Source organism: Simiduia litorea (assembly GCF_042853465.1).
GTDB classification, from domain to species: domain Bacteria; phylum Pseudomonadota; class Gammaproteobacteria; order Pseudomonadales; family Cellvibrionaceae; genus Simiduia; species Simiduia litorea.
In genome coordinates, this window is record NZ_AP031497.1 from 115,284 (window position 1) to 139,575 (window position 24,292).

The window sequence follows — 24,292 nt, forward strand, 5'->3', positions numbered from 1 at the left end:
TATGCCTGAAACAGCGCTGACATTGGAAGCGCATTTATGGCGCCTGATGGGAATAAAATTCGGCGGTATCGATGGCGCGGATGTGGAGCAAGGCGAAATGCCGCTTAACCTTGCTCACATCGCTTAGGCGTCTTTGCGAAAGGGGTAAAACAACTGACCAAAGAACGTGCGGGGCAGGCGCTTGGTGGTGCCGTATTCGGCCGGCCAATGCTCGGTGGGCATGTGATAGGTACCGAAGAGCCGATCAAACAGCGGCGTGTGGGCGCTGTAATTTGTGTCTATCGCTGGCTGCTCCGAGCTGTGGTGCCAGTGGTGGTATTGTGGGGTGACCAACACATACTTTATCGGGCCGAAGGGAAGTCCTAGGTTGCAGTGAATGACGATGGCTTGCAGCGCGGCAAAGGTGACGTATAAATCCAGCGCGGCTTTGTCTGGCCCGAGCAAATATAAGGGAATCATGGCCAAGGAGCGCTCAATAAAGGTTTGCACCACATGGCTGCGCGACCCCGCCAGCCAGTCCATGGTTTCCACCGAGTGATGCACGGCGTGGAAGGGCCATAGCTTAGGCACTTCGTGAAATAGGCGGTGCTCCCAATACAAGACAAAATCGGCGCAGATAATTAACAGCAAAAGCTGCCCGATGAGCGGCAGGCTTTGCACCGCTGTTTGCACCTCGGCATTGGCGGCAAAGTGAAAGTGGCTGACCACATAATTGCCCACTAAAATCACCGCCGAAATTAGCAGGTGGTTAAAGCAGAAATAGAAAAAGTCTAAACCCCACTCGTCGCGTAAAATGACTTGCTCTTTGTACTTGGGAAAGAGTTTTTCGAGGCTGGTGAAAATCAGTGTGGAACCCAAAAATGCCAGAATTAACCAGTCGATACCCAGCGACAGTGGCTTAGGTTCAACCGGCCCGACGGGAATCATGTAGCCGCCGAGCGCGAAGCTGACGCCGGTCAAGGCGATACCGACGGCGCCCATGCGCTTGCGCTTGTTGATGAGAAACGTTACGGCGCCAAAAAACAGCGAAAAATACATGCCGTATTTCAACACGTGTTGTAGGGCTTCAGCATCGTAGGCGGCGCGAAGTTCGGTGGTGGTGAGGTAAGACGGAAACAGGTAGGCCAATACGGCGGCAAGGCTAAGGGCGCCTAAAAAGATAGAGGCGTAACCACTGATGCGTCCATCGCCAATGGCAAAGGCTTTGTCTGGATTGGGGGTGACTTCGCGGGTTTTGTACTGATATTCCATATCAACGGATTCCTACTAATGGGCGCCTAGCGTGGCCGACAGTCAGGTGCGCTAAACAAAGCCGCTATTTTAAACCCACAATTAATTTATCGTCGACGATTCGGTAGTAGGGCACATACATGTCCGGTACTTCGCGGTTCTGTGCCCGGCCAAACAGGTTAAACACCAACTTGTCTTGCCAGAACTCATCCAGACTTTGCGAGCACTTAAACCCACCCTGCACGACTTTATCTTCGTTCATAAAGGCTTGGTTGATGTAGTGGAAGGACGCACAGGGCACGATGGCGTTGTACCATTTTTGGTAGCCAAACATTAAGTAGCCTTGGTTGCGATCGAACACAAACACTTTGTAGTTAAAGGTATCGCGGCCGGTGCGCTCCGGTGGGTCTACCACGTCTTTGCTTTTGTAAACAGAGGAGTCCACTTGATCGGCAAGCAGGCTGGCGTTGGGTTGCACCACTAACACCTGTTGGCCGTGCCAGTCGGCGTAATAGGGTTTGTCCACGTGAATGTCGGCGAGTGGAATTTCTAATTCGTAGTGATCGCCATCGCTAAAAATAGCCACCGCGATAACCACGAGAGCGATAACCAGCGCGATGCTGAGTACAATGAGTGTCGGGCTTTTTTGAGGGGCTTGCGCGGTCAACGTGATAAATTCCAAGCGAATGAAAGGTTAAGACGAACGAGGTTCGGATAATCCACCGTTAAGGGGTGTAATTACTAGCGAATTTTAACGCTTTGCGCTTAAGTCTCGTTCTCGTGTGCCAAGTAGAGTGAAAAGCCCTGAGCATGAACCTGCAGGCTGACATTGATCGGGCGACAGCAGACTTCACAATCTTCAATGTATTCTTGGTCGCCCTCGCTAGTGTCCACCAGTAAAGTGATAGGCTCTGCGCAATAGGGGCAATAGTGCTGCGACTCCTCCAGCATTGGCCTCACTCCTTTGTCTGTTAATGCGATCAAACCCGAGGATAACACATGAAAAGGCGCTCTCTTTTTAAGCTTGCCATGGCCGCCGGGGCTGCCGGTGCCAGCGGCTGGGCGGGTGCCAAAACGAAGCCCGTGCTGTTGAAACCTAAAGCGTTGCGCGCCGGCATGACTATTGGTTTGGTTGCACCCGCCAGCCCTGCGCCGGAACGAGATGAGGTGCATTTCGGTTTAGATATCATTCGCTCGCTCGGCTTTAACGCCAAAGCGGGTCGGCATGTATTTGAGAAAAACCAGTACTTAGCGGGCTCAGATGCGCAGCGCGCGGCCGATCTCAACAGTTTTTTTGCCGATCCTTCAGTGGATGCCATTTTCTGCCTGCGCGGGGGTTATGGTTCGGCGCGGCTGTTACCGCTACTGGATTATCAGCGCATCGCGCAGAAGCCGAAGGTATTACTTGGCTATTCCGATATCACTGCGCTGTTAAATGGCATTCAAGGCCAGACTGGGTTGGTGACTTATCATGGGCCAGTAGCCGCTCACGGTTTGACGGCCTACAGCGTTGCGGAGTTTCAGAAGGTGCTGCAACCGGCAACGTTGAGCGAACCCTTGGTTATTGGCGCGGCCCCTGAATTTGAGCCGCGCCCTGGTCGTTTAGATAAGGCTAATCGGCTCACGGTCATTCGCGGGGGCACAGCAACCGGGCGTTTGGTCGGTGGCAACCTCACGGTGCTGACCAGTTTATTGGGTACGCCCTTCGAGCCGGACGTGAAGGGCTGCCTGTTATTTTTAGAGGATATCGGCGAGGAGCCCTATCGGATTGACCGCATGCTGACCCAGTGGTGGTTGGCCGGTAAGCTGCAACAGCTTAGCGGTATCGTGTTCGGCAAATTCACCGAGGCCAAGTCCAATGACAATAGCTTTAGCGTCGAGGAGGTGTTGCGCTCGCGCTGTGAAGCTTTGGCAATTCCCGTGTTGCGTGGCACCATGATTGGCCACGTGCCAGACCAAACCACCGTGCCCTTGGGGGTAATGGCCGAGTTAAATGCCGATGCCGGGCGTTTAACCCTGTTGGAATCGGCAGTAAGTTAGTGCCAACTTAACAGCGGGCAATCGGGCCATGGGTTGGTCATATCGTCAGCGTTAAAGCCACAATAATAAATGGATTGCAGGAAATTTTATGATCGACCCAAGCTGGCTTTCGCTTTTGCCGCCCTTTCTCGCGATTGGTTTGGCCCTCGCAACACGGCAGGTGTACTTGGCCTTGTTCGCGGGTATTTGGCTAGGTTATTTCCTACTCGATGACGTTAACCTGTTGGCGTCTTTGGCTCAGGCTATTGAGGCATCCATTGCGGTGTTGGCCAGCCCCGGCGATGCCCGAGTGGTAGTGTTTACCTTGGTTGTGGGGGCTTTCATTCTCACCCTTGAGCGCAGTGGCGCGGTGACCGGTTTAGTGGCGTGGCTCGAGCGGGCGCGGTGGGTGAACAATGGCAAGCGGGCGCAATGGTTGAGCTGGTGTATTGGTGTGCTCATTTTTATCGAATCCAACATCACCGTTTTGGTGGCCGGCACGGTGGCGCGGCCTCTGTTCGATCGCTATAAAATTGCCCGGGAAAAGCTCGCCTACATTATCGATTCAACCTCCGCACCCATTTGTATTTTGATCCCGCTAAACGCCTGGGGCGCGTTTAATTTAGGTTTATTAGATGGCTTGGGGGTGGACGATCCGCTGCAGGTGCTGTTAGCCAGTATTCCGCTGAATCTATATGCCATTAGCGCCGTCGCGCTGGCCGCGTTTACCATCGCTCGCAGCTACAATCCCGGGCCAATGGCCGAGGCGCAAGCGCGCGCCGATCGCGGTGAGCTGGTGGGCTTGGATGTGGTTGTGGATACAGCTGTCGCACCCGATAAAGCCGCCGCGCTTGCTCAGCCGCGGGCGGCGAACATGCTGGTGCCGGTATTGACCTTGGTGTTGGCGATGCCCATAGGCTTATGGATTACCGGCGATGGCGATCTACTCGCCGGTTCCGGTTCTACCGCCGTACTCTGGGCGAGTTTACTGGCGCTAGTGGTGATTTCGGTGATGGCCTTAGCGCAGCGTCAAACCAATTTAGAAAAGCTCTCCCACACCTGGCTGGAAGGCGCGGGCCGCATGCTGCCTATTGCTGTCGTGTTAGTGCTGGCGCTGGCCTTGGGCACAGTGGCCAAGGCCCTAGGCACGGGCGTGTATGTCGCGGGACTGATGGGCGATACCATTCCCGTGGCGTTACTACCGGCGGTGATTTTCTTAATCGCTGGGGTAATCGCCTTTTCGGTGGGGTCTAGCTGGGGCACCTTCTCAATTATGATGCCTATTGCCATACCCATTGCCGTTGCGCTGGGCGCGGAGCCGGCGCTGTTCGTCGCGGCGGTGCTCTCTGGTGGCATTTTTGGCGATCACGCCTCACCCATTTCCGATACCACCATTGTTTCCAGTCTTGCTGCGGGCACGGAACATATCGATCACGTGAAAACCCAACTACCCTATGCGGGGCAGGCGGCGCTAATCAGTACTGTGGGTTTTGTCCTCCTAGGCGTCCTGATGCTGTGATTTTACGGTTGTAACCAAGAGGAAAGAATTATGGCGATTTGCCGCGTAGTACTGGTAACGGAAGAAACGAGCTTTGGTAACCGTTGGGTGAGTGAGCTCAAACAAGTGGCCGAGGCCGATACCAGTTCGCCTATTCGCCTGCGCTTTTCTCACTGTAAAGCAGAGCAGTTGAAGGAGCAGCTCTACAAAGGTGCTACTCAAATCATCGCCTTAGACGAAGGCAGTTTGGGCGAGGCGCACCTCGATGAGTGTTACGACCTAGTGCGTGCCACCCGGGCCGAAATAGATTGCATCCTTATTACTACCAGCAAAATGCCCGATGAAGACGCCGACTTCGAAGGTGTTATCTCGCGTGCCGAATCCAATTACGGCGTGGTGTATCGCACCTTGCGGCGCGAATTATTCGAGCGCACGGCAACGCCCTTTGCCGATGCGTTAAAAGAGTATGTGTACGCGGCCAAAGATTCTTGGCACACGCCCGGCCACTCCAGCGGCGATAGCCTTAGCTCGAGCCCGTGGGTGGTGGACTTCTATCGCTTCATGGGCGAGCACATGTTCAACACCGATTTGTCGGTGAGCGTGAAAAACCTCGACTCCCTCATGGAGCCCGTCAGCGTTATACGCCAAGCGCAAAATTTAGCGGCGAAAACCTTTGGTGCGCGCCATACCTATTACGTTACCAATGGCACATCCACCTCAAACAAAGTGGTGCTGCAATATTTGATGCGCCATGGCGACAAAGTTATCGTCGACAGAAACTGCCACAAGTCTGTGCATCACGCCATGATCATGAGCGGTTCGGTGCCGGTGTATTTGGAATCTTCCGTTAATCAAACCTATGGTGTTTATGGCCCTGTGTCGAAGGCGAAAATATTCGCCGCCATTGATGCCAATCCCGAGTCGCGCTTGCTCATCTTAACCTCCTGCACTTACGATGGCCTGCGCTACGATTTAAAACCCATTATTGATTACGCACACGAGCACGATATTCAAGTACTGATTGATGAAGCCTGGTATGCCCATGGAAATTTCCACCCAGAACTAAGGCCAACGGCCCTGGAAAGTGGCGCCGATTTTGTGACCCATTCAACCCACAAAATGTTATCGGCTTTTTCCCAGGCAAGCATGATTCACATTGGCAACCAAGTGAAAGATTTTGACGCGCCGCGGTTTCGCGAAGATTTAAACATGCACACATCCACCAGCCCGCAATACGGCATGATTGCGAGTTTAGATGTGGCGCGCAAACAAATGAGTATCGAAGGCTTTGAAGTGCTCGCGCGCACGTTAAATTTTGCCCAAGAAATTCGCGATTATGTTGAACAGCATACGCCGTTTAAATCCCTAGGCGCACAAGATCTGTGCGATAAAGAAGTGAAAGATGACAACATCAAACTCGACACCACCAAGGTGACCATTGATGTAGGTTGTGCCGGCTTATCGGCGCCGAAAGTACAATCTGAATTGTTCAACGACTTCGGTATTCAAGTTGAGAAAAACACCCATAACACCATTACGTTGTTAGTCACCATTGGCACCACAGAAAGCAAAGTGCTGCGCTTAAAGCAAGCGCTGCACAAATTATCGCAATCGGCACCGGGCAAACCAATACAATACAAACACCAATCCATTCCCGCCCTGAGTGCGATCCGCGTACTGCCGCGCACTGCCTATTTCGGCGACGGTGAAAAATTATTACTCACCGCTGATGCCGGCAAGTCAGCCTTAGTGGGGCGCGTGGTGTGCGACGAAATTGTACCCTATCCACCGGGCATTCCCTTGGTTGTACCCGGCCAAGAACTGAGTGCCGAAATTTTGGCCGCCATTGCAAACTACGTGTTCGAGCGCAAAGACTTGGAAATGCACGGCATTCAATCTCTAAACGGTCAGCCCCATATCCGCGTAATGAAAAAAGACGCAGAAGAAAAGGGCAAAGCGGAGCTGGCTCAGCTATTGGCTTGAGTCGCACACCGGTAAATCGGTTTATCTTTGGTTAAAAACGCCTACATTGATGTAGGCGTTTTTGTTTGTAAAATTGAATAAAGAGCTGAGGTCGATCCTTAAACTGTCGGCTAGCGAAATCCATGGGCTTTTGTACAGTGAATCGCCGCATATTCGAAAATTTGGCTCAAAAATAAACCGTGCCGGCGCGGTTTCCTCCTGCTATAAAAAATAAAGCTATACAAACCAATCAGTTACAAAATCCTAAAAAGGGATACTGAGACCACGTGTTCCGCCTTCTGTGCGCGCACGCTTTGTTTAAGTCATGCTATGATTCGCCAAAATTAAATAAGTAAATCAATAGTTTACAGACGTTGATTTAGGCGCCAGCAAGCAAAACGAGCCGGCACAGAATTAAAATGTGATATTTTTTGAGAGATGACGAGCGTGAGTCGAAGAGCTCTATTGGATCAGCAGGAATTTGATCTTCCTTATCTCTATAAGATGATGCGGAATCTATTTCCCAAAAGAAATGATTGCGCACAAATGGAAGATCTACTAGAGGTGGATACTGAGCTAAAAAGGTTTTCAATCATCTCTAGGTTGCAGTTGCGGATTTTTCTCAAAAAGTATCGCCGTCGCCTCCTGGAAATAGACAAACAGCCTTTGGACCTCAGGCATCAGAATATCTACCGTGAGGATCTTGGTGAGAAAGAATACTTCGATAAAATAACGCGGCAATACTGGTTCTGCTACCCGGCGCTTATCCGCATTGCAATGGAAATAGAGTTTGGTGAAAAATACGAAACTTATGCCAATGAACGTGATGAAATATAACAATCGCAGCCACACAGGCCTATCGGCCTCGACTCGCTACGCTCGCGTGTGCTGCGGGCGTTACGTGATTGTATGAAGAATTTGCTACTACTTTTGCTGGTCTTAGTCTTTTGGATATGTCGTTCTCACGCTGAGGAGATAGGCTTGGAGAGCGAAGCTAGCTTTTCAATCATAGGAACGTTCACTGGAGTTTCAGAGAAATCCTACCTGAATGTCCACGGAGAGGAATGGTCTGTGGAAATTACAGTAGATAAAGTACTTGATGGCGAATTCAATAATTCAGTTGTCTATGTCGGAGTGCCCAGCAAGGAAAAGTACGGATTCGAAGTAGGAAAGCAATACATTATTACCCTCGTTTATGGCTCGCATGGACTTCGAATTCAAAATAAAAGGATGGCTGAATGACACGTAACACACGCAACCAAACCGGCCTATCGGCGTCGACTCGCTACGCTCGGGTTTGTTGGGGCGTTATGGCTGGCTAGATGAATAAAATACTAATCTTTACGTCCCTGATGGCGTCACTGCTTTCGTTAAGCCTTTCGGGTTTTCTTCTATATGAAAGAAACACAGCTGGTGGCTCAAATATCAAAGCTCTGAATGCCTATACTTTATCAAAATTGAATAAAGGCGATTTTCTATCTGTATCAGGATATATGGTAAAGGAAGGGGCCGTGTACGTAGTCTATGAGACTAAGGAGTCCGCGGCTCTCTCTAAGCCGCACGGCTATACCTTTTTAACGGTATTGCATCCTAATGAAAATATAAAAGAAGCTTGCGATGGTGTGTGGGTCAACTTATCAGGATATGCTGAATACAGCTTTTGGGGCGATTCGGTCGAATTAGTACATAGCTTATCGGATATTTCAAATGGCTCATCTTGCATGGTTGATTCTAATCTTCGCACTAAATACTTAGAGGTGTTAAAACAAAAATGGGCGAGTCAATAGAGAGCCATAAAAAATTCAGCCAGGCGACTCGCTACGTTACCGGCTGTTGCGGACGCTAACGCAAAGGAAACAAATGAAAAATTATTTAATACTTCTACTTCTTATACTGCTAGCGGGCTGTGCTGGTATTCATTCTAAAAAGCTCCCTTACGGGAAGATAGAAAAATACGGGATAGTGGAGAAAATTAAAGATGGTGGAATATATCAAGCTCCTGACTCCTTAGCGGGATACGCTGAAGATGGTGTTGAAACAGAAATTAGAAAAATTACTGACATTATCCCATTGAAGCGAGACATAATTTTTGGAATGAACTGGTGTGCGTATGGGTTACCAAATGGAAACTTTGATCTAGTGTATAGAATTAGTCATCCCATTACTTCTAGGCCTGGCAAAAAACCTTCGAGGAGTTTTGAGGAGATATTTTCTACTTCTAAAGAAAATGATGGCCCTTATTGTACGGGTGACTCATACAAATTGCACGAAGAGTGGGAGATGGTGTCAGGCGCTTGGAAATTAGAAGTGATTTATCAGGGGAAGGCGCTGGTCAGTAAAAAGTTTAAGGTTGTTGAGCGTTAACAAATAAATCAAATCGACTCGCGCAAGCGCTCGCTGCTTTATTTAAACGGTTAAGCATCAGGAGTAGATATGGATTCTGTAGTTCTGTCTGGAATTATTGCATTCGCCACTGCAATAATAGCAACAGCAATTGGCGGTGTTATCAACTATATAATTGAAACAGTAAGAAACAAAAGGACTAGACGAGAAGAAGTATTAAGAGGATTGTACCTTCTAAAGACAAAACTGTCTTTACACAAGATTGACATGCATAGCGGTTCAGAGTCCGTAAGCAGTTTTAATGAAAATTATGATTCTGCAAATATCCTAATTGCTGATATAAAAATGTCTTTATCTTTGTACTTCAAAAGCCATGTGATTGATTTTGAACCAGTTGTCGAAGAGGCTGCATATTATTGGAAAATGTATAAGGATCATCTAATTTCAGTAAGCAGGGATTACGATGGTGAAAACTCACCTTTTCAACGGGCCCTACATGCATCTATGAACTGCACAGATATCATTGAGAAAATGATGTCTGAGCTAAGTGTATAAAAAATGCTTAACAAGGGTGGCCAATTCGTGGCTGCGACGGCTTACGCTTCGCTCCAGCCGCGCCTAAACCGGGCGTTATGAGTCGAGATGAAATGTAATTCTTGCGGTCAAGCGTTTGGTTCGAAATCGAATCGCCGTATAGATAAAAATTATGAGTTCATCAGCCCATATGGCTTTAAAGGACAAAAGCTTGTCTTTAGGCAAATGCTTGATTTTGAACGAGTAGTTTGTCCAAAATGCGGGAATATAGAGGTGGATCCAAATATTAAGGTGTTTGGGCTAATTAGAATGAAAGTATTTTTGTCATTATTCTTTGGGTTATTACTAATTTCATTATTAACTTTTCTATGAAACAAACTTATAACAAACGCAACAAAAACGGGCTGCGCATACTAGCCTCGCAACAAGTTGATCGCCTGTGCTTGTAACGTTCTGCAACGAGAGAAAAAATGAATTACTTAATTGCAATATTTTTCATATTTTTGAGTGCAGCCTCTTTCGCTAAAGAGGAATGCGATCCCGATTCGGTTGGACTAAATAATGAATCTAGCGATATAGAGAAGTATTTTTATACTGGCACTTGCCACTATAGGAACAAAGAATACTCTCTTTCTGTAGAGAGCTGGGAGAAACTTGTGCCTTTGGCTTCGACATCTGCCCATGATGAGGAGCTGAAGGTTGACGTACTAAATAATCTTGGATACATGAAGTTTTTCGGATTTGGCACGGATAAAGATCAAGAGGGAGCCATTTCCTATTGGCAAAAAGCAATTTTACTTGGCCATTACGAAGCAGAGTTCCACCTATGTCACGCCTATGCTGATGAGAAAGAGATAACATATGACCTTTCGAAAGCTAGGAAGCACTGTGAGAAAGCTAGGTTGATCTACAAAGGAAAAGACAATCCAGATCCAGATATCACGTCATCTATTGAATATTATATAGAAAAAATAGGCAGTTAAATGCATAACAATCGCAATCATCCAACTCGCTACGCTCTCGGATGTTGCGAGCGTTATGTGAATAGGGAGTTAACATGAGTTACAACATTGCAATATTAGATTGCCGGAAGACTTCAATCAGGCTGTTATGCTTGTCAATCCAATGACTGATATTAGGGTGTCTGAGGTTACAGCAAATTTTCAAAAATTCCATGATGATGTGACAACTATATTTCCTTGTATCTGCAGTCTTTCAAGCGATAAAATTGATGAAGGTGTTTGGTGTGACGGCCCGCTCATCAATAACTTTAAGAGTAAAGCACCTGTCATTGGATTTACATACTCAAAGGTAGAAGAGGCTTTACCTGTCGTTGGTAACCTTGCGCTCAAGATGGGGCTTTCGGTACTCGATTGGCAAGCTGGTAAGGCGTACAACCCATGAAATCCCTCTTAGTATCAAGCAAAGGCAGCATCGCCCTTCGGGCTGGACGGGCTAACCCGCGCCCCTGTTTTAGTGTTAATAGTTAAGGTTTTTTGATGAGAGAATTTGTAACGAATTTAAAAGGAAACTCATTCCATTTCATGTGCATCATAACGGGCGCAATTGCAGTGGTAGTGATTTCTGGTAGCAATCCACCAATGGCTTACTTGTCAGGCGTTCTTCTAGGTTGGATTTTGGTTTCAATCTTAGGTGTGAATATTGAACGAGCTCAAGCAAAAACATCTACTAACAAATAGTTGTAAAACGAGCTTGCCAGCTATATTACCGGCGGGCTTCGGGCTCACCGCGCTCGCGCTTGTTGCAGGCGTTGCACGGGTAGCTTGAAGTAACTATGGATATATTCTTTGGTGTCAGCTTTTTGTTTTGGCCGCTAGTGCTTGGGCTTATTGCTAGAAAAATTACTTGCGTACCCAATGCCCTACTAGCTACTTTGGTTCGCGGCTATATTGTGCTATTTATTAGTCTTTTAATTGCTGTAAGCTTTGTTTTTTTCTTTTACCAACCACTGATTGAGTGCTTGTCGACTCTATCAGAGCCAATATGGTCTAAGTGCTCTGCATTGCCAAGTGCTCCAGTTGAATGGTTTGGAGAATGGAACTTTGCTGTTACTAGTGCTTTTGGAGTTTCTTCAGTTATGTATTGGTTGTATAAGCAGCATCAATTTAACAGGGCGCTTAACGCCGGCGCGCAAGCTGCGCGTGTGGTGTAGCACGGCGTTAACTTATGAAAAAGATCGCGTTATCACTCTTAACACTTTTAGTCTTGGGTTTCATCTCTCTTATATACATCCATGAAACAGATTCTTTTACCCAAAAATATCTTAATGAAAGAGATCCAGTGGTAAAACTTCAGCTATTGGAGCAGATCATGGAAAGGGGAGAGAATGAAAAATGGTCGTGGAGTGACAATGCAGCCAAAATCGCTTTTCAAGTCGGAGATCACGAAAAAGCTGAGAAATACGCTCAAGCGTCTTTAGCCATGAGTAAAGATTTCGAAAATAATTGGAACTATGGTAACGCCATCCATAATTCGAACGTTATTTTGGGCCGGATAAGCCTAGCCCAGGGAAATATAGAAGAAGCCAAAGCATACCTGGTAAGGGCAAGTAAAAGTCATGGTTCTCCTCAGTTGGATACCTTCGGCCCAAATTTTAAGCTAGCTAATGAGCTTTTAAAGAAAGGCGAAAGCGATGTTGTTGTCCAGTATTTAAGATCTGTGTCGAAATTTTGGGAAATGGATAATGGCTGCATAGATAGGTGGTTGTCAGAAATTGACGACGGTGAAACGCCGAGTTTGTGCAAATGTAGCTGCTAGTCAAAAAGTTAACAAAACCAGCCGGAGGGACCAGAAAGCCGTCACTTCGCGTAATATCAGCCCCAGAGTACATCGTTTTTAGGAGAAATTAGTTTATGAGAGTGGTCGCGCTTTTTCTAGCAATTGTATCTTCGTATACCATCGCCGCAGAGCATGGAGAGAAAGGCTTTAAAATGGATGTAAATGTTTCTGGATTCTTTAGCCCTGAAGTAACCAAAGCAACGATTATATCCGTTGTAAAAAATTCATCAGCAGAAAAATCAGGCATAGTTGTAGGTGATGATGTAATTGCAATTGATGGCTGCGAAATTCCAGGTTGTTCGGCTTCGAAAGCTAAAAAATCATTGCAAAAAAACGCTGGTGAAATTGTAGTGCTAACCATGAAAAATCCAGAAGGAAAAACATATCTAGCAAGCGTAACGTTGCAGTAAAAATTTACCAGGGGTGGCCGAGGTTTAGCTTTCGGCGCCGGACTTGCTACCCTGATTCCCTGTGTTTTGTGACCCACAAGGGCGGTTCGGATAAATGAAAATAACAGACTTTCTCGTCATGGACTCGAATGGGAATAATGTTCAGGCGGATGCACATGGGAATATCATTGCATTCGCTTGTTGTACTTGTAGTCATCCAGTACTTGCTATTGCTCAAGTTAATCAGCGTGGCAGTGATGAAGCACATCCTTCCGCTTGTAAAGGTTGTGGCCAAAATCATTTTCTAGATGTTCGAAACCATGCAAGTAAATTATATATACATCAACTATAAAAAATGCGCATAACAAGGTGGCCAGCTCACTCCGGTCTTTTAGGTCTACGCGGGACGGATACTGCGCACTTTGCCATAACGTTGAGACCGTAGAATCACTTTGTAAAAGTCATCGTATAGGAATAGCTCTGTGCAGCGAGTTTGGTACAGCGATTGAGGTGTAGAAACTCTATGGAATTCAAAGCTCTAGTCTGAGATCAAAAAATTCAGTCAGATTAGGCCGTTGTCACTTTATTTGTTCTCGCCCTTTAACCTTTATCTCTCGACCCGGTTCGTTGGGTTCTATATAGGCTAGGATCACAGTTTCTGAAAACTTATTTTTATGACTGGGCAGTCAGTATGTTGATTTGAGCAAAGAATATATTTCTGCTTAAATTGCGCCAGATAAAATTTCAGGAAAGCAACATAATGTACAAGGGAATTACTTTAGCCGTTATATCTTTACTAATAGTGGCATGCGGTGGTGGTTCTGGCGGAAGCTCACCAACACCAACACCAACACCAACACCAACACCAACACCAACACCAACACCAACACCAACACCAACACCAACACCAACACCCACGCCCACGCCAACACCCAGATTTCAGGTGGAGCTGGTAAAAACGGCGACGCAATGTGACTTAGCTATTCCAAACAGTTCAGCGCAAGTGGTTGTGCACACTGAAACGGGAGACATTCTTGCCACCTATACACCTGATGCTAGGGGCAAGTTAGATATAGAGTGGCCGTCACCGGCACGGCATGTCACTTTCTTAAGCCAAGCTTCCGACAAGCTCAATTTAAATACTCGAATGGCTCAGGCGGCGGGTGATTTTGGTGTCATAAGTGTACGCGATAGCACTTTAAATGCGTCTTGCGAGTGTCAGAGTTTCACGTTCGATGTTAGTGGGGTTAGATCTGCATACCCTGACTATGAAATTTATGTCAACGAAGAATTGTTATTGAACGGTGCAGTTACCAGTACCCAAACACTGTGCAAAGTAACCGGAGCGAATTATTCAAATATTACCTTGGCATTAGTGCCGTCAGATGTAAATTTGACGGCCTATGCAGGCATCAAAGTCATTGATACGTTAACCTCGAATTATAATCTTGAATTTCATGATTTTTCAGCAAGCATCGGACAATTTGTTGATTTGGTGCCCAGTAGTGCCGTTGATTCTTATCGAACTTTTGCTAATACCGCTGAAGGTAGAAAGCATATTATTAATGGCTTTAACACGACATTCGTTTTTTCTGGCTTATATGAGGATAATTATATTCAGGCCTATAGGCATGTTAATTTGGGATCTAATTCGAAAGGCCAGTTGCGCTACACTGCGTCCCGGAGACTACGAGCCGATTTGAATGTTTCAAGTCAGCATTTTGAAATAGCCGAAAATGAAAACAGTCTGTTAAGTGCACTAAGCGGGTTTTTAGAAGCGGTCGGTGACAATCAGTCAGTGACTTATGATTTAAGTGAGATTGGTGTTAATCGAGCCAGTTTTTTTACCTCACTTTACGCTGATAGCTTTCAGTGGGATGTGGGTGGACCACTTTCAGGTGTCTTGCCAAGCTTCACTCTGCCTACGGCCGCTGCGGAAACCATAGAGGCTGGCGTGTTGAGTTTCGCCGTTATTGGCTCAGATGGGTATATGCAATCCGGCGGATTAGAAAAACTTCGTGAGGAGCTAGCAACAGAAAGTCGATCGGGCACTAAAAAGCGTCCGGCGTATTTTGACAATTATGACTCTGAGTATATTTTTCTAGATTTTTAATTCAGGCGTTGATGTCTGGCTCTTGTATGCTGAAGTGAGCAGTGTTGGTTAATTGGCCAATGGACGGTACTGCCGGTTAACAAAATTTGCCAGTTAAAAATCCTCGTTTGCTTAGGTATAAGGCGTGGGGGTTGGTGGAAATTTCCGTAGGGATGAGCTCCCTTTCGGTCGCTGGTCTTCGCGGTGCTTCGGCTCGAACCGGGGGTTCTCATCAAATCCTTTGGATTTGCCAAATAAAAAACCCCACGCTTGTTTAGGTATAAGGCGTGGGGGTTGGTGGAAATTTCTGTAGGGATTAGCTCCCCTTCGGTCGCTGGTCTTCGCGGTGCTTCGGCTCGAACCGGGGGTTCTCATCAAATCCTTTGGATTTGCCAAATTAAAACCCCCACGCTTGTTTAGGTATAAGGCGTGGGGGTTGGTGGAAATTTCCGTAGGGATGAGCTCCCTCTCGGTCGCTGGTCTCCGCTGCGCTGCGGCTCGAACCGGGGGTTCTCTTCAAGTCCTTCGGATTTGCCAAATAAAAAACCCCCACGCTTGTTTATGTGTAAGGCGTGGGGGTTGGGAGCGAGGTTCCGTAGGGATGCGCTCCCTCTCGGTCGCTGGTCTTCGCTGCGCTGCGGCTCGAACCGGGGGTTCTCATCAAATCTTTTGGATTTGCCAAATAAAAACCCCCACGCTTTTTGGCGTGGGGGTTTTTATTTGGCGCACCCGAAGGGATTCGAACCCCAGACCTCTGCCTCCGGAGGGCAGCGCTCTATCCAGCTGAGCTACGGGTGCTTAAGCTTTGATTCAACATACTAGCTAGGGCTTTGTATGGAAAGCGCGCATGATACGCATCCGACGCGGCTTCGTCTATGGTTGGTGCGTTTACGGCGTTGTTTCCGCAGAGCACTCTTTGTGGCTATAATGCAGCCTTTCGGCCAATTCTGGCCATTGGGGAATAATAGGGGATTTTCAGTGAGCCAGTTGAAAAAGGTATTTAGTTTGCTTGCCGCCGCCGGTTTGGGTTTGAGCTTGTCGATGGTGACGTTGGCCGACCGCAATCAAGAGATTGCCGATCGTATCGCACCTGCTGGTAAATCATGTTTAGAAGGCGAGTCATGTGCCGCAGCACCCGTTGCGCCAGTAGCTTCTGGCCCGCGTAATGGCGAGCAAGTGTATTCCACTAAGTGCTTTACGTGTCATGCTACAGGCGCGGCCGGTGCACCGAAAACCGCTGATGTGGCGGCTTGGGCGCCACGTATTGCGCAGGGTATGGACACGCTATACACCCACGCTATCAAGGGCCTGAATGGCATGCCGGCTAAGGGTTTATGTATGGACTGTTCGGACGATGAAATTAAGGCCGCAGTTGATCACATGGTGACGGCGTCTAAGTAAGCGCATTTAGCGCTGTAAAAAAGCCGAGCTATGCTCGGCTTTTTTGTGCATGGACACTTATAGCGCTGGATAATCGAGGGTGCGTTGAATCAGCGTAAGGTTGTCTGTTAACCAGCTCTGGTTGATGGGCCCCCACTGCTGAATTTGGTAGTGTCCATCTTTCGTGGCGCCGACAAATTCGCACTCGATGCCGAGCTCGTGCAGCGCCGACAGCGTGTCTTGCGCAGTGCGTCTGGGCATACCGGTGGTTGCGGTTATCGCGGGTACTGTGTTGATACCGCGATCAATGAGGTAGGCGATATAGAGCCGCCGGTAGAAGCTGGTTTTTGTTTTGCTGTGCTTCTGCTCTACCATTAAACGACTTAGGCCGATTGCGCTTGAAAGCTGTGATTGGGGTGTTCCAATTCAAATATGGCGTTGGCCAGTTGGCTTAAGGTTGTTACTGTGCGATCTGGCTGAACTTCTGCCCTTGGCCACGCTTGGTTGTTGCGGTTTAACCAAATAGTTTTAATGCCTAGGCTGGCGGCTGCGGCTATGTCATCTTTAGGGCAGTCGCCAACATGTATCATTTGATCGGGGCTGATTGACGCCATAGCCATGGCCAGTTCGAAAGGTTCGGGGCTGGGTTTGGCGGCGCCCACTTCTTCGGCACTTAAATGGAAGCTGAACTGATGTAGGCCCAAGCGCGTGGGGTTGGCGTTGCCATTACTAATGGCGGCCAATTTATAGCTTGGCGATAATTGGTTCAGGGTCGACAGTGCGTCGTCGTAGAAGTGAATTTTATGTCGGGCGTCTAGAAATATTTCCATTGCCATGTCGGCAAGTTCGATGGCGTCTAGTAGGCAGTAGCCTGCCTCAATCATCTTAATACGCAAGCTGTCACGTCTTACGCGGGTGATGAGGTGCCTAAATTCTGGGTGGTTATGCCAGTATTCCATACGCGCTTGGCGCAATTGCTCAGGGCTAAAGCGCTTGAACAGTTTAGGGCAAAATTCTTCGAGCCAAGCTTGCGTGGTTGCTTCCGCTGCGTGGAGAACGGGTTCCACGTCCCAAAGCGTGTTGTCTAAATCAAAACTTATGAGTTTGATACCGCTGGTCAAATTTCACCTACCCCAATGCAGACGTGTTCGTTGTTATGACTTTGCCAGCGCAAGCGCGTGGTCTTTTGACGTCTGTCCTATGAGACTAGCACGGCGGCCTTAGGGCTGGCTAGGGTCAATGTCCGCGATTTCTGTGCGGTCTTTAGTGAATGTGCTGTCCTTCGTGGTTTTCGCTTGGGCGCGGGGGTGCGCTTGGTCGTAAACTTTGGCTAGATGCTGGAAATCGAGGTGGGTATAAATTTGCGTCGTGGCAATATTGGCGTGACCGAGCAACTCTTGCACGGCGCGTAAATCGCCGGAAGATTCCAGCATATGGCTGGCAAAAGAGTGGCGTAACATGTGCGGGTGCACGGATTTATCGAGACTCTGTTGCAAGCTATAGGCGTGGAACAATTGTTGAATGCGGCGATGGCTAATACGCGTGCCACGGCTACTGATGAACAGGGCTTGTTGGTCGCTGCTGGCAAATTGCCCGCGCTCCTTTAGCCATTGCTGCAAGGCCGTTTTCGCTAAACGTCCGACTGGTAATATGCGCGTTTTGCGGCCCTTACCAGTGACGGTTACAGTGGCGTCGGCTAGATCTAGGTCTGTGAGGTTTAAGCTGGCTAATTCGGCTAAGCGCAAGCCCGAGGAGTAAGTGAGCTCAAGCAGGGCCCTGTCGCGCGCGCTGTGTTGATGGTCGCTGTTAAAACTGAGCAGCTTGCCCACTTCATCAACATCGAGGGTGTTGGGTAATTTTTTATCGACTTTCGGGGCGCTGATACCGGCGCTTGGGTCGTGTTTTAACCAAGCTTGTTTAACCCCGTAGGCGAAGAAACTGCGCAGCGCCGATAACCAGCGCCTTAGGCTTTTGCCGGTTAGGCCTTGGCGGTGCAGTTGTGCTAAGGCTCTGCGTATATGATGGACGGACAGCTCGGCCAAGGCGATGTCTTGATCTTTGGCCCAGTGTTGCAGTTTAGCGAGGTCGCGCTGATAGGCGGCCACTGTGTGTGTAGAAAGGTTCCGCTCGCGCGCTAGGTAGTGCAAAAAGCGCGCTATGTCGTCGCTATAAGGCAGAGGCGTGTCGGTCATGACGCGCCCATCCATTAGTGATCCAGTTGGTAGGGCAAGGTGCGGTTGAGAATTTCCGCAATGTAATTTAGAAACAGGGTGCCCATGCTGGAGCGATAATAGGTCGCGTCGCGGTTACCGATGGCGAGCAAGCCAAAGCAGGTGCCGTGAATAAGCGGTACCACCGCGGCCGAACCTACCAGCGGTGCTTGTTCACCAAATAAATAGGCCTTCTCTTCATTGCCCAGTTGGCCGCAAATGGCTTTTTGGGTCTTAAGAATTTTGGCTAAGGGCACTTTTGCATCGTGCAGGGTGACGCAGCGCGCCTGGCCGATCTTGCCTGGTTGGGGCCGAAAAATAATCAGGCGCGTAAAGTGAATCTGGAATTCTTTATCGAAACTGTAATACAGCGAATTAATAGTATCTTCGGCTTTGCGGCCTTCGAGCAAGGCTAGAACGAGGCGTTTCGTTTTGTCGAATAATTTGTCGTTGTCGCGGGCATTGTCGAGTAGCTTGCTGAGCCGGTGACGCATGTCCATATTGCGCTCGCGCAATACGGCGACCTGTCGTTCCACCAGAGAAATGGCGTTACCGCTGTCGTGCGGCAGCAGCAGGTCGGCTAAAAGTTCGCCGTGGCGCTCAAAAAAATCTGGCGTTTCTGAGAGGTACTTGGCTACTTCTGCGTCGCTAATGGCATGATCAGACACAGTAAACAATCCTTGCTGTTATATTTTTACTTGGCCTTGAAAGACTTGCGCCGTTGGCCCGGTCATCACAACCGAACTTGCGCCGCCCGCCCACTCGATGATTAAGCTGCCGCCAGGTAGGTTGACAGTTACGCTTGAGTCTAACAGGTCGCGCAAGCGGCCGGCTACTACCGCGGCGCAGGCGCCAGTGCCGCAAGCGAGGGTTTCGCCGGCGCCGCGCTCAAATACCCGCAGGTTGATTTCGCTGCGTGATAGTACTTCCATAAAGCCGATATTGGCCTTGTTGGGAAAGCTGGAGTGAACTTCAAGCAGTGGCCCCAGGCGTTCGACCTCGGCGTTGGCTGCGCTGTCTACTAGCAGTACGCCGTGGGGGTTACCCATTGAGACGGCGCTGATAGTGAAGGTTTCACTGCCTAGCGTGATGGGGTAGCAGGGCGCTTGTGCCGGTGCGATAAAGGGGATTTGGTCAGGTGTTAGAATAGGTGCGCCCATGTCCACGCGCACGTCATCGTTGTTAGTGACATGCAGCTCCATGATGCCTGCCGATGTTTCGACTTTGATGCTGCTCTTGCCGGTTAACTTGCGCTCGCGCACGAAAGTGGCAAAGCAGCGTGCACCATTGCCACAGTTTTCAACTTCGGAGCCATCGGCGTTATAAATGCGATAGCGAAAATCCACATCGGGGTTGCTCGGCTCTTCCACAATCAGTACTTGATCGCAGCCAACGCCAAAACGGCGGTCGGCTAATTTGCGCACTTTTTCTGGGCTTAATCTCACCTTTTGGCTGATCGCATCAATCATGACGAAATCATTGCCGAGGCCGTGCATTTTGCTAAAGCGCAAGCGCATGTTGTTTCCTAACCTTGTCTATAGGTGTGCGATTTTTACGGTAGTAACGATTCGCCACGGGTTAAATCTGCTAGCGTTTCCCGCTCGCGCACCAAGTAAGCGCGGTTGCCATCTACAATCACTTCGGCGGCGCGGGTGCGGCTGTTGTAATTTGAGCTCATGGTAAAACCATAGGCACCAGTGGACATTACTGCGATCAAGTCACCGGCGGCAAGCGCTAGTGTGCGATCTTTGGCGAGAAAATCGCCGGTTTCGCAAACCGGACCGACCAGGTCCCAGGTTTTAGCCTCGTCAGCTTTCAATTCTACTGGCTGTACGTCTTGCCAGGCTTGATAGAGCGCTGGGCGAATATTGTCGTTCATAGCAGCATCAATAATGGCAAAATTTTTGTGCTCGGTCGGCTTTAGAAACAACACTTCAGACAACAATACGCCAGCATTGGCGCAAATAGATCGGCCAGGCTCCATCACCAAGGCGAGATTACGGCCCTGTAGTTTTTCTTTTACGTGCGCAATTAAACTGCCAATAGGTGGTGGAGTTTCATCGCGGTAAGTTACCCCCAAGCCGCCGCCTATATCGATGTGCTTGAGCACGATGCCGTCGGCTTTCAATGTATCGATAAGTGCTAATAAGCGATCTAACGCGTCGACAAAGGGCGCCAGTTGGGTTAACTGCGAACCGATATGGCAGTCGACGCCAATGATGTTCAAGCTGTTGAGGGCCGCGGCTCTTTTGTACACCAGGGGCGCGCGCTGAATATCGATACCGAATTTATTTTCCTTTAGCCCGGTCGAAATATAGGGGTGAGTTTGCGCATCGACATCGGGGTTGACCCGCAGTGATATGGGTGCCTTTGTGCCCAACTGTTTGGCAATATCGGCTAATAGTGTGAGCTCGGCTTCCGATTCGACATTAAAACAATGCACGCCGACTTCGAGCGCCTTGCGAATGGCGGCCTCCGTTTTCCCAACCCCTGAAAAGACGATGCGCTCAGGTTTACCGCCCGCGAGTAGCACGCGCTCTAGCTCGCCTTCAGAGACAATATCGAAGCCTGCGCCTAAGTCTGCCAATAACCCCAGCACGCCGAGGTTAGAGTTCGCCTTAACGGCAAAGCACACCAAACCGTCGTGATCGCCCAAGGCGGTCGCATACTGGTTGTAGGCGTCGGTTAACGCCGCACGGCTATAAACATAGGTTGGTGTGCCAAATTGCTGGGCAATATCGGCCAGTGGCAGCGCTTCTGCATACAGGTGCGCCTGCTGCCGAGGGAAGTAGGACATGGTATTGAGCCTAAGATGTCGTTTGAGACTGAGTATTGTCGGATTGCTCGGGTTGTGGCACCACCAATGGGCCTTTCTGGCCGCACGCGGACAGATTGAGTAGGGTTAACACGAACAGTAGAAAGATTGCCTTAGACATGGGCAAACCCCTTTAAAAATAGGGCTGCAAGTATAGCGTTAGGCTAGGCATCCTCTCAACCTACGAATTCACTGACCTTAACGCAAAACTTCTACAGATTTTCTAGCGCTTGGTTAAGTGCCTCCTCTAATTTTAGTTTTAACCTTAGGTAATGGCTGGTCTGTAGCTGGTCGAAGTGTGGAAGTTGATGTTCACACAAAGAGAGGTCGAGGTCGGTGATGTAGCATGGGTAGCGCTGACCGGATTGACGGTGGGATAGGATGGCGAGCGCCACCGTGTGGAATAATCCCGCGCCTGTGTCGGGCGCTATAGCCTCGCCGTTAAGCCAAGCTGACAATTGCCATTGGTTTGGCGCTTGGGTTAAATCCAGAGACTCAACGCAAAACTGTAAATCGAATATGCGGATATTACCGATGGCGCTGGTCGCATGTCGGCGCTCTAGCTTGATGGCGTCAGTGCGTTCAACGGACTGGTAAAACTCGATTGGGAAGATACCAAACATGGGTTGTACCCCGCGTATCGGGTTTCTATGCAGTACCGCACGTAGAAAATGGTGTAATGGCTTTAGCAGGGCGTCTTGATCGTGAAAGGCTTGTTCGAAATAAAATAGGCTACCTCGCTCATCTTTACAGTACACATGGACACGGGCGCCATCGATACGATAGATGACTTGAATACTGCTTGAGTTGAGCTCGGCTAATTGGGCTAAGCCAGACTCTTTAACGAGTTTATGGTTGCGGCAAGCCGAGTCGACGGTGAGCGAGCGATAGCCCGGTGCCGGTTGGGACAGCGCCGTCCACAAGTCTGGTGTCAAATCAAAGCAGCTGACTTGCCAGCCACTGTTAAAATGCACTAACAGATATTTGTCGTCGGCAACGGTGATGAACAAATCATGTATATCTTTTGCGCCAGCGTTATCGCGGGTGTGTTGCAATAAGGTCTCGCACAGCGCATTCAGCCGCTGCTCGATCAACACGGCGCTCTGTAAGCTTAGGTTGCGAACCTGGAGTTTGGCGTTTGCTGTAGATTGACCGACAAGCCAACGCAATAAGTCATCAAGATGTTCACCAACTTTTTGTACTCGCGCCTCACCCCAGGAGTTTATAGATAGGACGTTGTAGTTTTTCACCAGTGATCCGTGGCTGGTGTTGAGGGGGTCTAGCTCGAAAGAATTTTCATTCAATCGATTGTCTCGCCCTAAAAACGTTGGATCGTTGGTGAGTATGGTTACCAAGGATAGCTGGGCTGGTTGTGTAAAGGCGGTATGTGCTGGATGTAAAAATGTGTCAAATGCTAGGTTGGAAAATAAGCTAACTAAATAGGAAACTTCTGGCGCGGCTAGGTTGAGATTACCTTGAACTTGAATGCGAGTGCTTGAAGAAATAATGTTGTTGAGCAAGCCCCAGCAAAAAAGCTCTGCAATATTGGTGCTGACGTTAATGGGCGATCGTGATTTTTCCCAGCGACTGTTGGTGAGATAAATTTGCCAGTTGTTAGAATCTATATCCCAGAGCAAGACCACAAACTTTGCCTGTATATCGTTGCTTATGTTTGGATTGATCAGTTCAATTTTCCCCGTGGATCGGCTGAAGGCTGCGTGCAGTTTGCGCCCTAAAACCGTAATTTCCTGGCTGTTTACATTGATGCTGGGCTGCGAATGTCTGGCCATATCCAATAGGCTTTTATAGCTGGCAGTCAACTCCTTGATAACACTGCGTCTTTCGCTCATCACCTGTTGTGCGTTCCAGCTTGAGCTCGCATCTAGATGAGCAAAACTTATGGGTTGCCATTGCCACTCTTCTATCGCGCGTAATAGTTCCGCGGCTCGTTTATCTTTCTCTAAGGAATGAAATGGTCTTTGTAGTTTAAAATAGAAGCATTGGCGCATCAGTTCCAATCGATCAAACTCTCTTCTGTCGATAAAATAGTTTGAAAGTTTATTCAAGAGCATTAAATAAGGATCGAGGGAGGTGGTGTTAAATTGCCCCGCATAGACAAACATTTTCATCTGGTCGGAAAGCGTGAATACACGTGGGTATTTGCTGAGATATACCTCCAAAATTAAAAGTTTGAGTAGAGATTTAAAGGGGGATGCAATGGATTTATAGAGTTGCCATATTGCAGCCGATACGAACTCAGAGGGTGGTACATCACCTACTGGACCGAAGTCTAGCCACTCGTTGGGTCGCAAAAATCCTTTATCGACGATTGCGTTTTTAGTTGCTAAATAGTTGCTTTTTTCTGTGGTTGTAATAAACCACCAAAGCGGAATCTGCCCGGCGAGTAAAATCGCCGAGCGATAAAATTCGTCGAGCAGCAAAAAATGCTGTGAGCTACCAGAACCCTCTGTAGATAGTTTTCCGTGTTCGCCTTGGCTGAAGGCATCGGGTTGCATTAGGAAAAAATGCCAGTCTAGATCAAAGTCCTTTGCCCATTGTGTTAACGCGGTACATTTTTTCTCAAGCTCGATCAATGCTGGCTGCTGGAGCTCTGCACTATGGCATAGCCAAAAATCCATGTCGCTTTTATGGCTCTGGGCGATAGTGCCGGTACTGCCCATAACATAAAGCGCCAGTAGTGGCGGTTTTCTTGTTTGGCTTGTATTGGCTTTAAACCCCTTTGCTAAGGACTTGGCTGCTTGGAGTTGTTGGTTGCTTGGGGTGTAGTTAAAGAATCCGCACGGTGTTGCTTTACTTTGATAGCCGGGAAGTCTTGGGTGGTTAAAATGTAGTAGAAGCGGTAGTAATTCTAGGCACTGTTGCTGTCTTGAACTTAAATGCTGCTTGCTTTGTTCGAATCTTTGTTCATTGAGTGCAAGAAAACGAACCTTCACCTGTGCAATGGTGTCGCGGTCTATTTGAATGGAGATTGGGTCGTGCGTTATCTCAACGGATCGCATG

29 protein-coding genes and 1 tRNA gene are annotated in these 24,292 nt (G+C 48.6%); 17 read left to right on the forward strand and 13 right to left on the reverse strand.

Annotated features, from left to right (window positions below; genetic code table 11):
* Window position 1: 1 nt before the first annotated feature.
* Entirely contained in the window at window positions 2–127 is a 126-nt protein-coding gene (locus tag ACGHTT_RS00575; protein WP_390592866.1) for a hypothetical protein, read from the forward strand.
* Here ACGHTT_RS00575 and ACGHTT_RS00580 read toward each other — a convergent pair.
* The 3 genes from ACGHTT_RS00580 to ACGHTT_RS00590 form a co-directional block, all read right to left on the reverse strand.
* Window positions 124–1,251 carry a sterol desaturase family protein gene (locus ACGHTT_RS00580; RefSeq protein ID WP_390592868.1) on the reverse strand — a complete coding sequence of 376 codons (1,128 nt, stop codon included), beginning with the start codon at window positions 1,249–1,251 and terminating at the stop codon, window positions 124–126. The two genes, ACGHTT_RS00575 and ACGHTT_RS00580, sit on opposite strands and share 4 nt — an antisense overlap.
* Before the next feature lie 64 nt (window positions 1,252–1,315).
* Complete coding sequence (locus ACGHTT_RS00585; protein ID WP_390592869.1) at window positions 1,316–1,897, reverse strand: hypothetical protein; 582 nt, start codon at window positions 1,895–1,897, stop codon at window positions 1,316–1,318.
* 98 nt (window positions 1,898–1,995) lie between these two features.
* On the reverse strand, window positions 1,996–2,181 hold the full coding sequence (locus ACGHTT_RS00590) for a CPXCG motif-containing cysteine-rich protein (RefSeq protein WP_390592870.1): 186 nt from the start codon (window positions 2,179–2,181) through the stop codon (window positions 1,996–1,998).
* Between the two features lie 48 nt (window positions 2,182–2,229).
* Here ACGHTT_RS00590 and ACGHTT_RS00595 point away from each other — a divergent pair, with 48 nt between their 5' ends.
* The 14 genes from ACGHTT_RS00595 (at window position 2,230) to ACGHTT_RS00660 (ending at window position 12,795) form a co-directional block, all read left to right on the forward strand.
* Window positions 2,230–3,270, forward strand: coding sequence for an LD-carboxypeptidase (locus tag ACGHTT_RS00595; RefSeq protein WP_390592871.1), 1,041 nt, complete (start codon window positions 2,230–2,232; stop codon window positions 3,268–3,270).
* 88 nt (window positions 3,271–3,358) lie between these two features.
* A complete protein-coding gene (locus ACGHTT_RS00600; protein ID WP_390592872.1) occupies window positions 3,359–4,768 on the forward strand; it encodes a Na+/H+ antiporter NhaC family protein in 1,410 nt (469 codons plus the stop codon).
* Window positions 4,769–4,798: 30 nt separating this feature from the next.
* Window positions 4,799–6,730 carry an aminotransferase class I/II-fold pyridoxal phosphate-dependent enzyme gene (locus ACGHTT_RS00605; RefSeq protein WP_390592873.1) on the forward strand — a complete coding sequence of 644 codons (1,932 nt, stop codon included), beginning with the start codon at window positions 4,799–4,801 and terminating at the stop codon, window positions 6,728–6,730.
* Window positions 6,731–7,174: 444 nt separating this feature from the next.
* Window positions 7,175–7,546 carry a hypothetical protein gene (locus ACGHTT_RS00610; RefSeq protein ID WP_390592875.1) on the forward strand — a complete coding sequence of 124 codons (372 nt, stop codon included), beginning with the start codon at window positions 7,175–7,177 and terminating at the stop codon, window positions 7,544–7,546.
* Between the two features lie 72 nt (window positions 7,547–7,618).
* Entirely contained in the window at window positions 7,619–7,951 is a 333-nt protein-coding gene (locus tag ACGHTT_RS00615) for a hypothetical protein (RefSeq protein WP_390592876.1), read from the forward strand.
* Between the two features lie 80 nt (window positions 7,952–8,031).
* Complete coding sequence (locus tag ACGHTT_RS00620) at window positions 8,032–8,496, forward strand: hypothetical protein (RefSeq protein WP_390592877.1); 465 nt, start codon at window positions 8,032–8,034, stop codon at window positions 8,494–8,496.
* Window positions 8,497–8,569: 73 nt separating this feature from the next.
* Window positions 8,570–9,073, forward strand: a complete 504-nt coding sequence (locus ACGHTT_RS00625; RefSeq protein ID WP_390592878.1) for a DUF3859 domain-containing protein — start codon at window positions 8,570–8,572, stop codon at window positions 9,071–9,073.
* Window positions 9,074–9,142: 69 nt separating this feature from the next.
* Entirely contained in the window at window positions 9,143–9,607 is a 465-nt protein-coding gene (locus tag ACGHTT_RS00630) for a hypothetical protein (protein WP_390592879.1), read from the forward strand.
* Window positions 9,608–10,056: 449 nt separating this feature from the next.
* Window positions 10,057–10,569 (forward strand): sel1 repeat family protein, encoded by a 513-nt coding sequence (locus ACGHTT_RS00635; RefSeq protein ID WP_390592880.1) that lies wholly within the window; start codon window positions 10,057–10,059, stop codon window positions 10,567–10,569.
* A gap of 100 nt (window positions 10,570–10,669) precedes the next feature.
* Window positions 10,670–10,990: a hypothetical protein gene (locus ACGHTT_RS00640; protein ID WP_390592881.1), complete on the forward strand. Its 321-nt coding sequence runs from the start codon at window positions 10,670–10,672 to the stop codon at window positions 10,988–10,990.
* A 95-nt stretch (window positions 10,991–11,085) separates the two neighbouring features.
* A complete protein-coding gene (locus ACGHTT_RS00645; RefSeq protein ID WP_390592882.1) occupies window positions 11,086–11,286 on the forward strand; it encodes a hypothetical protein in 201 nt (66 codons plus the stop codon).
* A gap of 95 nt (window positions 11,287–11,381) precedes the next feature.
* Window positions 11,382–11,759, forward strand: a complete 378-nt coding sequence (locus tag ACGHTT_RS00650) for a hypothetical protein (protein WP_390592883.1) — start codon at window positions 11,382–11,384, stop codon at window positions 11,757–11,759.
* Window positions 11,760–11,773: 14 nt separating this feature from the next.
* Complete coding sequence (locus ACGHTT_RS00655; RefSeq protein ID WP_390592884.1) at window positions 11,774–12,364, forward strand: hypothetical protein; 591 nt, start codon at window positions 11,774–11,776, stop codon at window positions 12,362–12,364.
* A gap of 95 nt (window positions 12,365–12,459) precedes the next feature.
* Entirely contained in the window at window positions 12,460–12,795 is a 336-nt protein-coding gene (locus tag ACGHTT_RS00660) for a PDZ domain-containing protein (RefSeq protein ID WP_390592885.1), read from the forward strand.
* Window positions 12,796–13,559: 764 nt separating this feature from the next.
* Here ACGHTT_RS00660 and ACGHTT_RS00665 read toward each other — a convergent pair.
* Entirely contained in the window at window positions 13,560–13,706 is a 147-nt protein-coding gene (locus ACGHTT_RS00665) for a hypothetical protein (protein WP_390592886.1), read from the reverse strand.
* Between the two features lie 11 nt (window positions 13,707–13,717).
* Here ACGHTT_RS00665 and ACGHTT_RS00670 point away from each other — a divergent pair, with 11 nt between their 5' ends.
* Window positions 13,718–14,887, forward strand: a complete 1,170-nt coding sequence (locus ACGHTT_RS00670; protein WP_390592887.1) for a hypothetical protein — start codon at window positions 13,718–13,720, stop codon at window positions 14,885–14,887.
* Between the two features lie 700 nt (window positions 14,888–15,587).
* Here the strand turns inward: ACGHTT_RS00670 and ACGHTT_RS00675 are convergent.
* Window positions 15,588–15,664: transfer RNA gene (locus ACGHTT_RS00675), tRNA-Arg, on the reverse strand.
* A gap of 189 nt (window positions 15,665–15,853) precedes the next feature.
* Between ACGHTT_RS00675 and ACGHTT_RS00680 the strand changes: the two genes are divergently transcribed.
* The gene (locus ACGHTT_RS00680; protein WP_390595099.1) at window positions 15,854–16,267 is read left to right on the forward strand and encodes a c-type cytochrome; all 414 of its coding nucleotides are present in this window, start codon (window positions 15,854–15,856) and stop codon (window positions 16,265–16,267) included.
* A gap of 57 nt (window positions 16,268–16,324) precedes the next feature.
* Here the strand turns inward: ACGHTT_RS00680 and ACGHTT_RS00685 are convergent, their stop codons facing one another.
* The 8 genes from ACGHTT_RS00685 to ACGHTT_RS00720 all read right to left on the reverse strand — a co-directional run bounded on the left by ACGHTT_RS00685 (window position 16,325) and on the right by ACGHTT_RS00720 (window position 24,291).
* The gene (locus tag ACGHTT_RS00685) at window positions 16,325–16,621 is read right to left on the reverse strand and encodes a helix-turn-helix domain-containing protein (RefSeq protein ID WP_390592888.1); all 297 of its coding nucleotides are present in this window, start codon (window positions 16,619–16,621) and stop codon (window positions 16,325–16,327) included.
* 8 nt (window positions 16,622–16,629) lie between these two features.
* The gene (locus tag ACGHTT_RS00690; protein WP_390592889.1) at window positions 16,630–17,367 is read right to left on the reverse strand and encodes an HAD family hydrolase; all 738 of its coding nucleotides are present in this window, start codon (window positions 17,365–17,367) and stop codon (window positions 16,630–16,632) included.
* Between the two features lie 99 nt (window positions 17,368–17,466).
* Window positions 17,467–18,453, reverse strand: a complete 987-nt coding sequence (xerC, locus tag ACGHTT_RS00695) for a tyrosine recombinase XerC (RefSeq protein ID WP_390592890.1) — start codon at window positions 18,451–18,453, stop codon at window positions 17,467–17,469.
* The gene (locus tag ACGHTT_RS00700) at window positions 18,453–19,124 is read right to left on the reverse strand and encodes a DUF484 family protein (protein ID WP_390592891.1); all 672 of its coding nucleotides are present in this window, start codon (window positions 19,122–19,124) and stop codon (window positions 18,453–18,455) included. The genes xerC and ACGHTT_RS00700 overlap by 1 nt, the downstream gene beginning before the upstream one ends.
* An 18-nt stretch (window positions 19,125–19,142) precedes the next feature.
* Window positions 19,143–19,973 carry a diaminopimelate epimerase gene (dapF, locus tag ACGHTT_RS00705; protein WP_390592892.1) on the reverse strand — a complete coding sequence of 277 codons (831 nt, stop codon included), beginning with the start codon at window positions 19,971–19,973 and terminating at the stop codon, window positions 19,143–19,145.
* Window positions 19,974–20,008: 35 nt separating this feature from the next.
* Window positions 20,009–21,253 (reverse strand): diaminopimelate decarboxylase, encoded by a 1,245-nt coding sequence (gene lysA / locus ACGHTT_RS00710; RefSeq protein ID WP_390592893.1) that lies wholly within the window; start codon window positions 21,251–21,253, stop codon window positions 20,009–20,011.
* Between the two features lie 10 nt (window positions 21,254–21,263).
* Window positions 21,264–21,392: an LPS translocon maturation chaperone LptM gene (locus ACGHTT_RS00715; protein WP_390592894.1), complete on the reverse strand. Its 129-nt coding sequence runs from the start codon at window positions 21,390–21,392 to the stop codon at window positions 21,264–21,266.
* 91 nt (window positions 21,393–21,483) lie between these two features.
* Window positions 21,484–24,291, reverse strand: coding sequence for a class I adenylate cyclase (locus tag ACGHTT_RS00720; protein WP_390592895.1), 2,808 nt, complete (start codon window positions 24,289–24,291; stop codon window positions 21,484–21,486).
* Window position 24,292 lies beyond the last annotated feature (1 nt).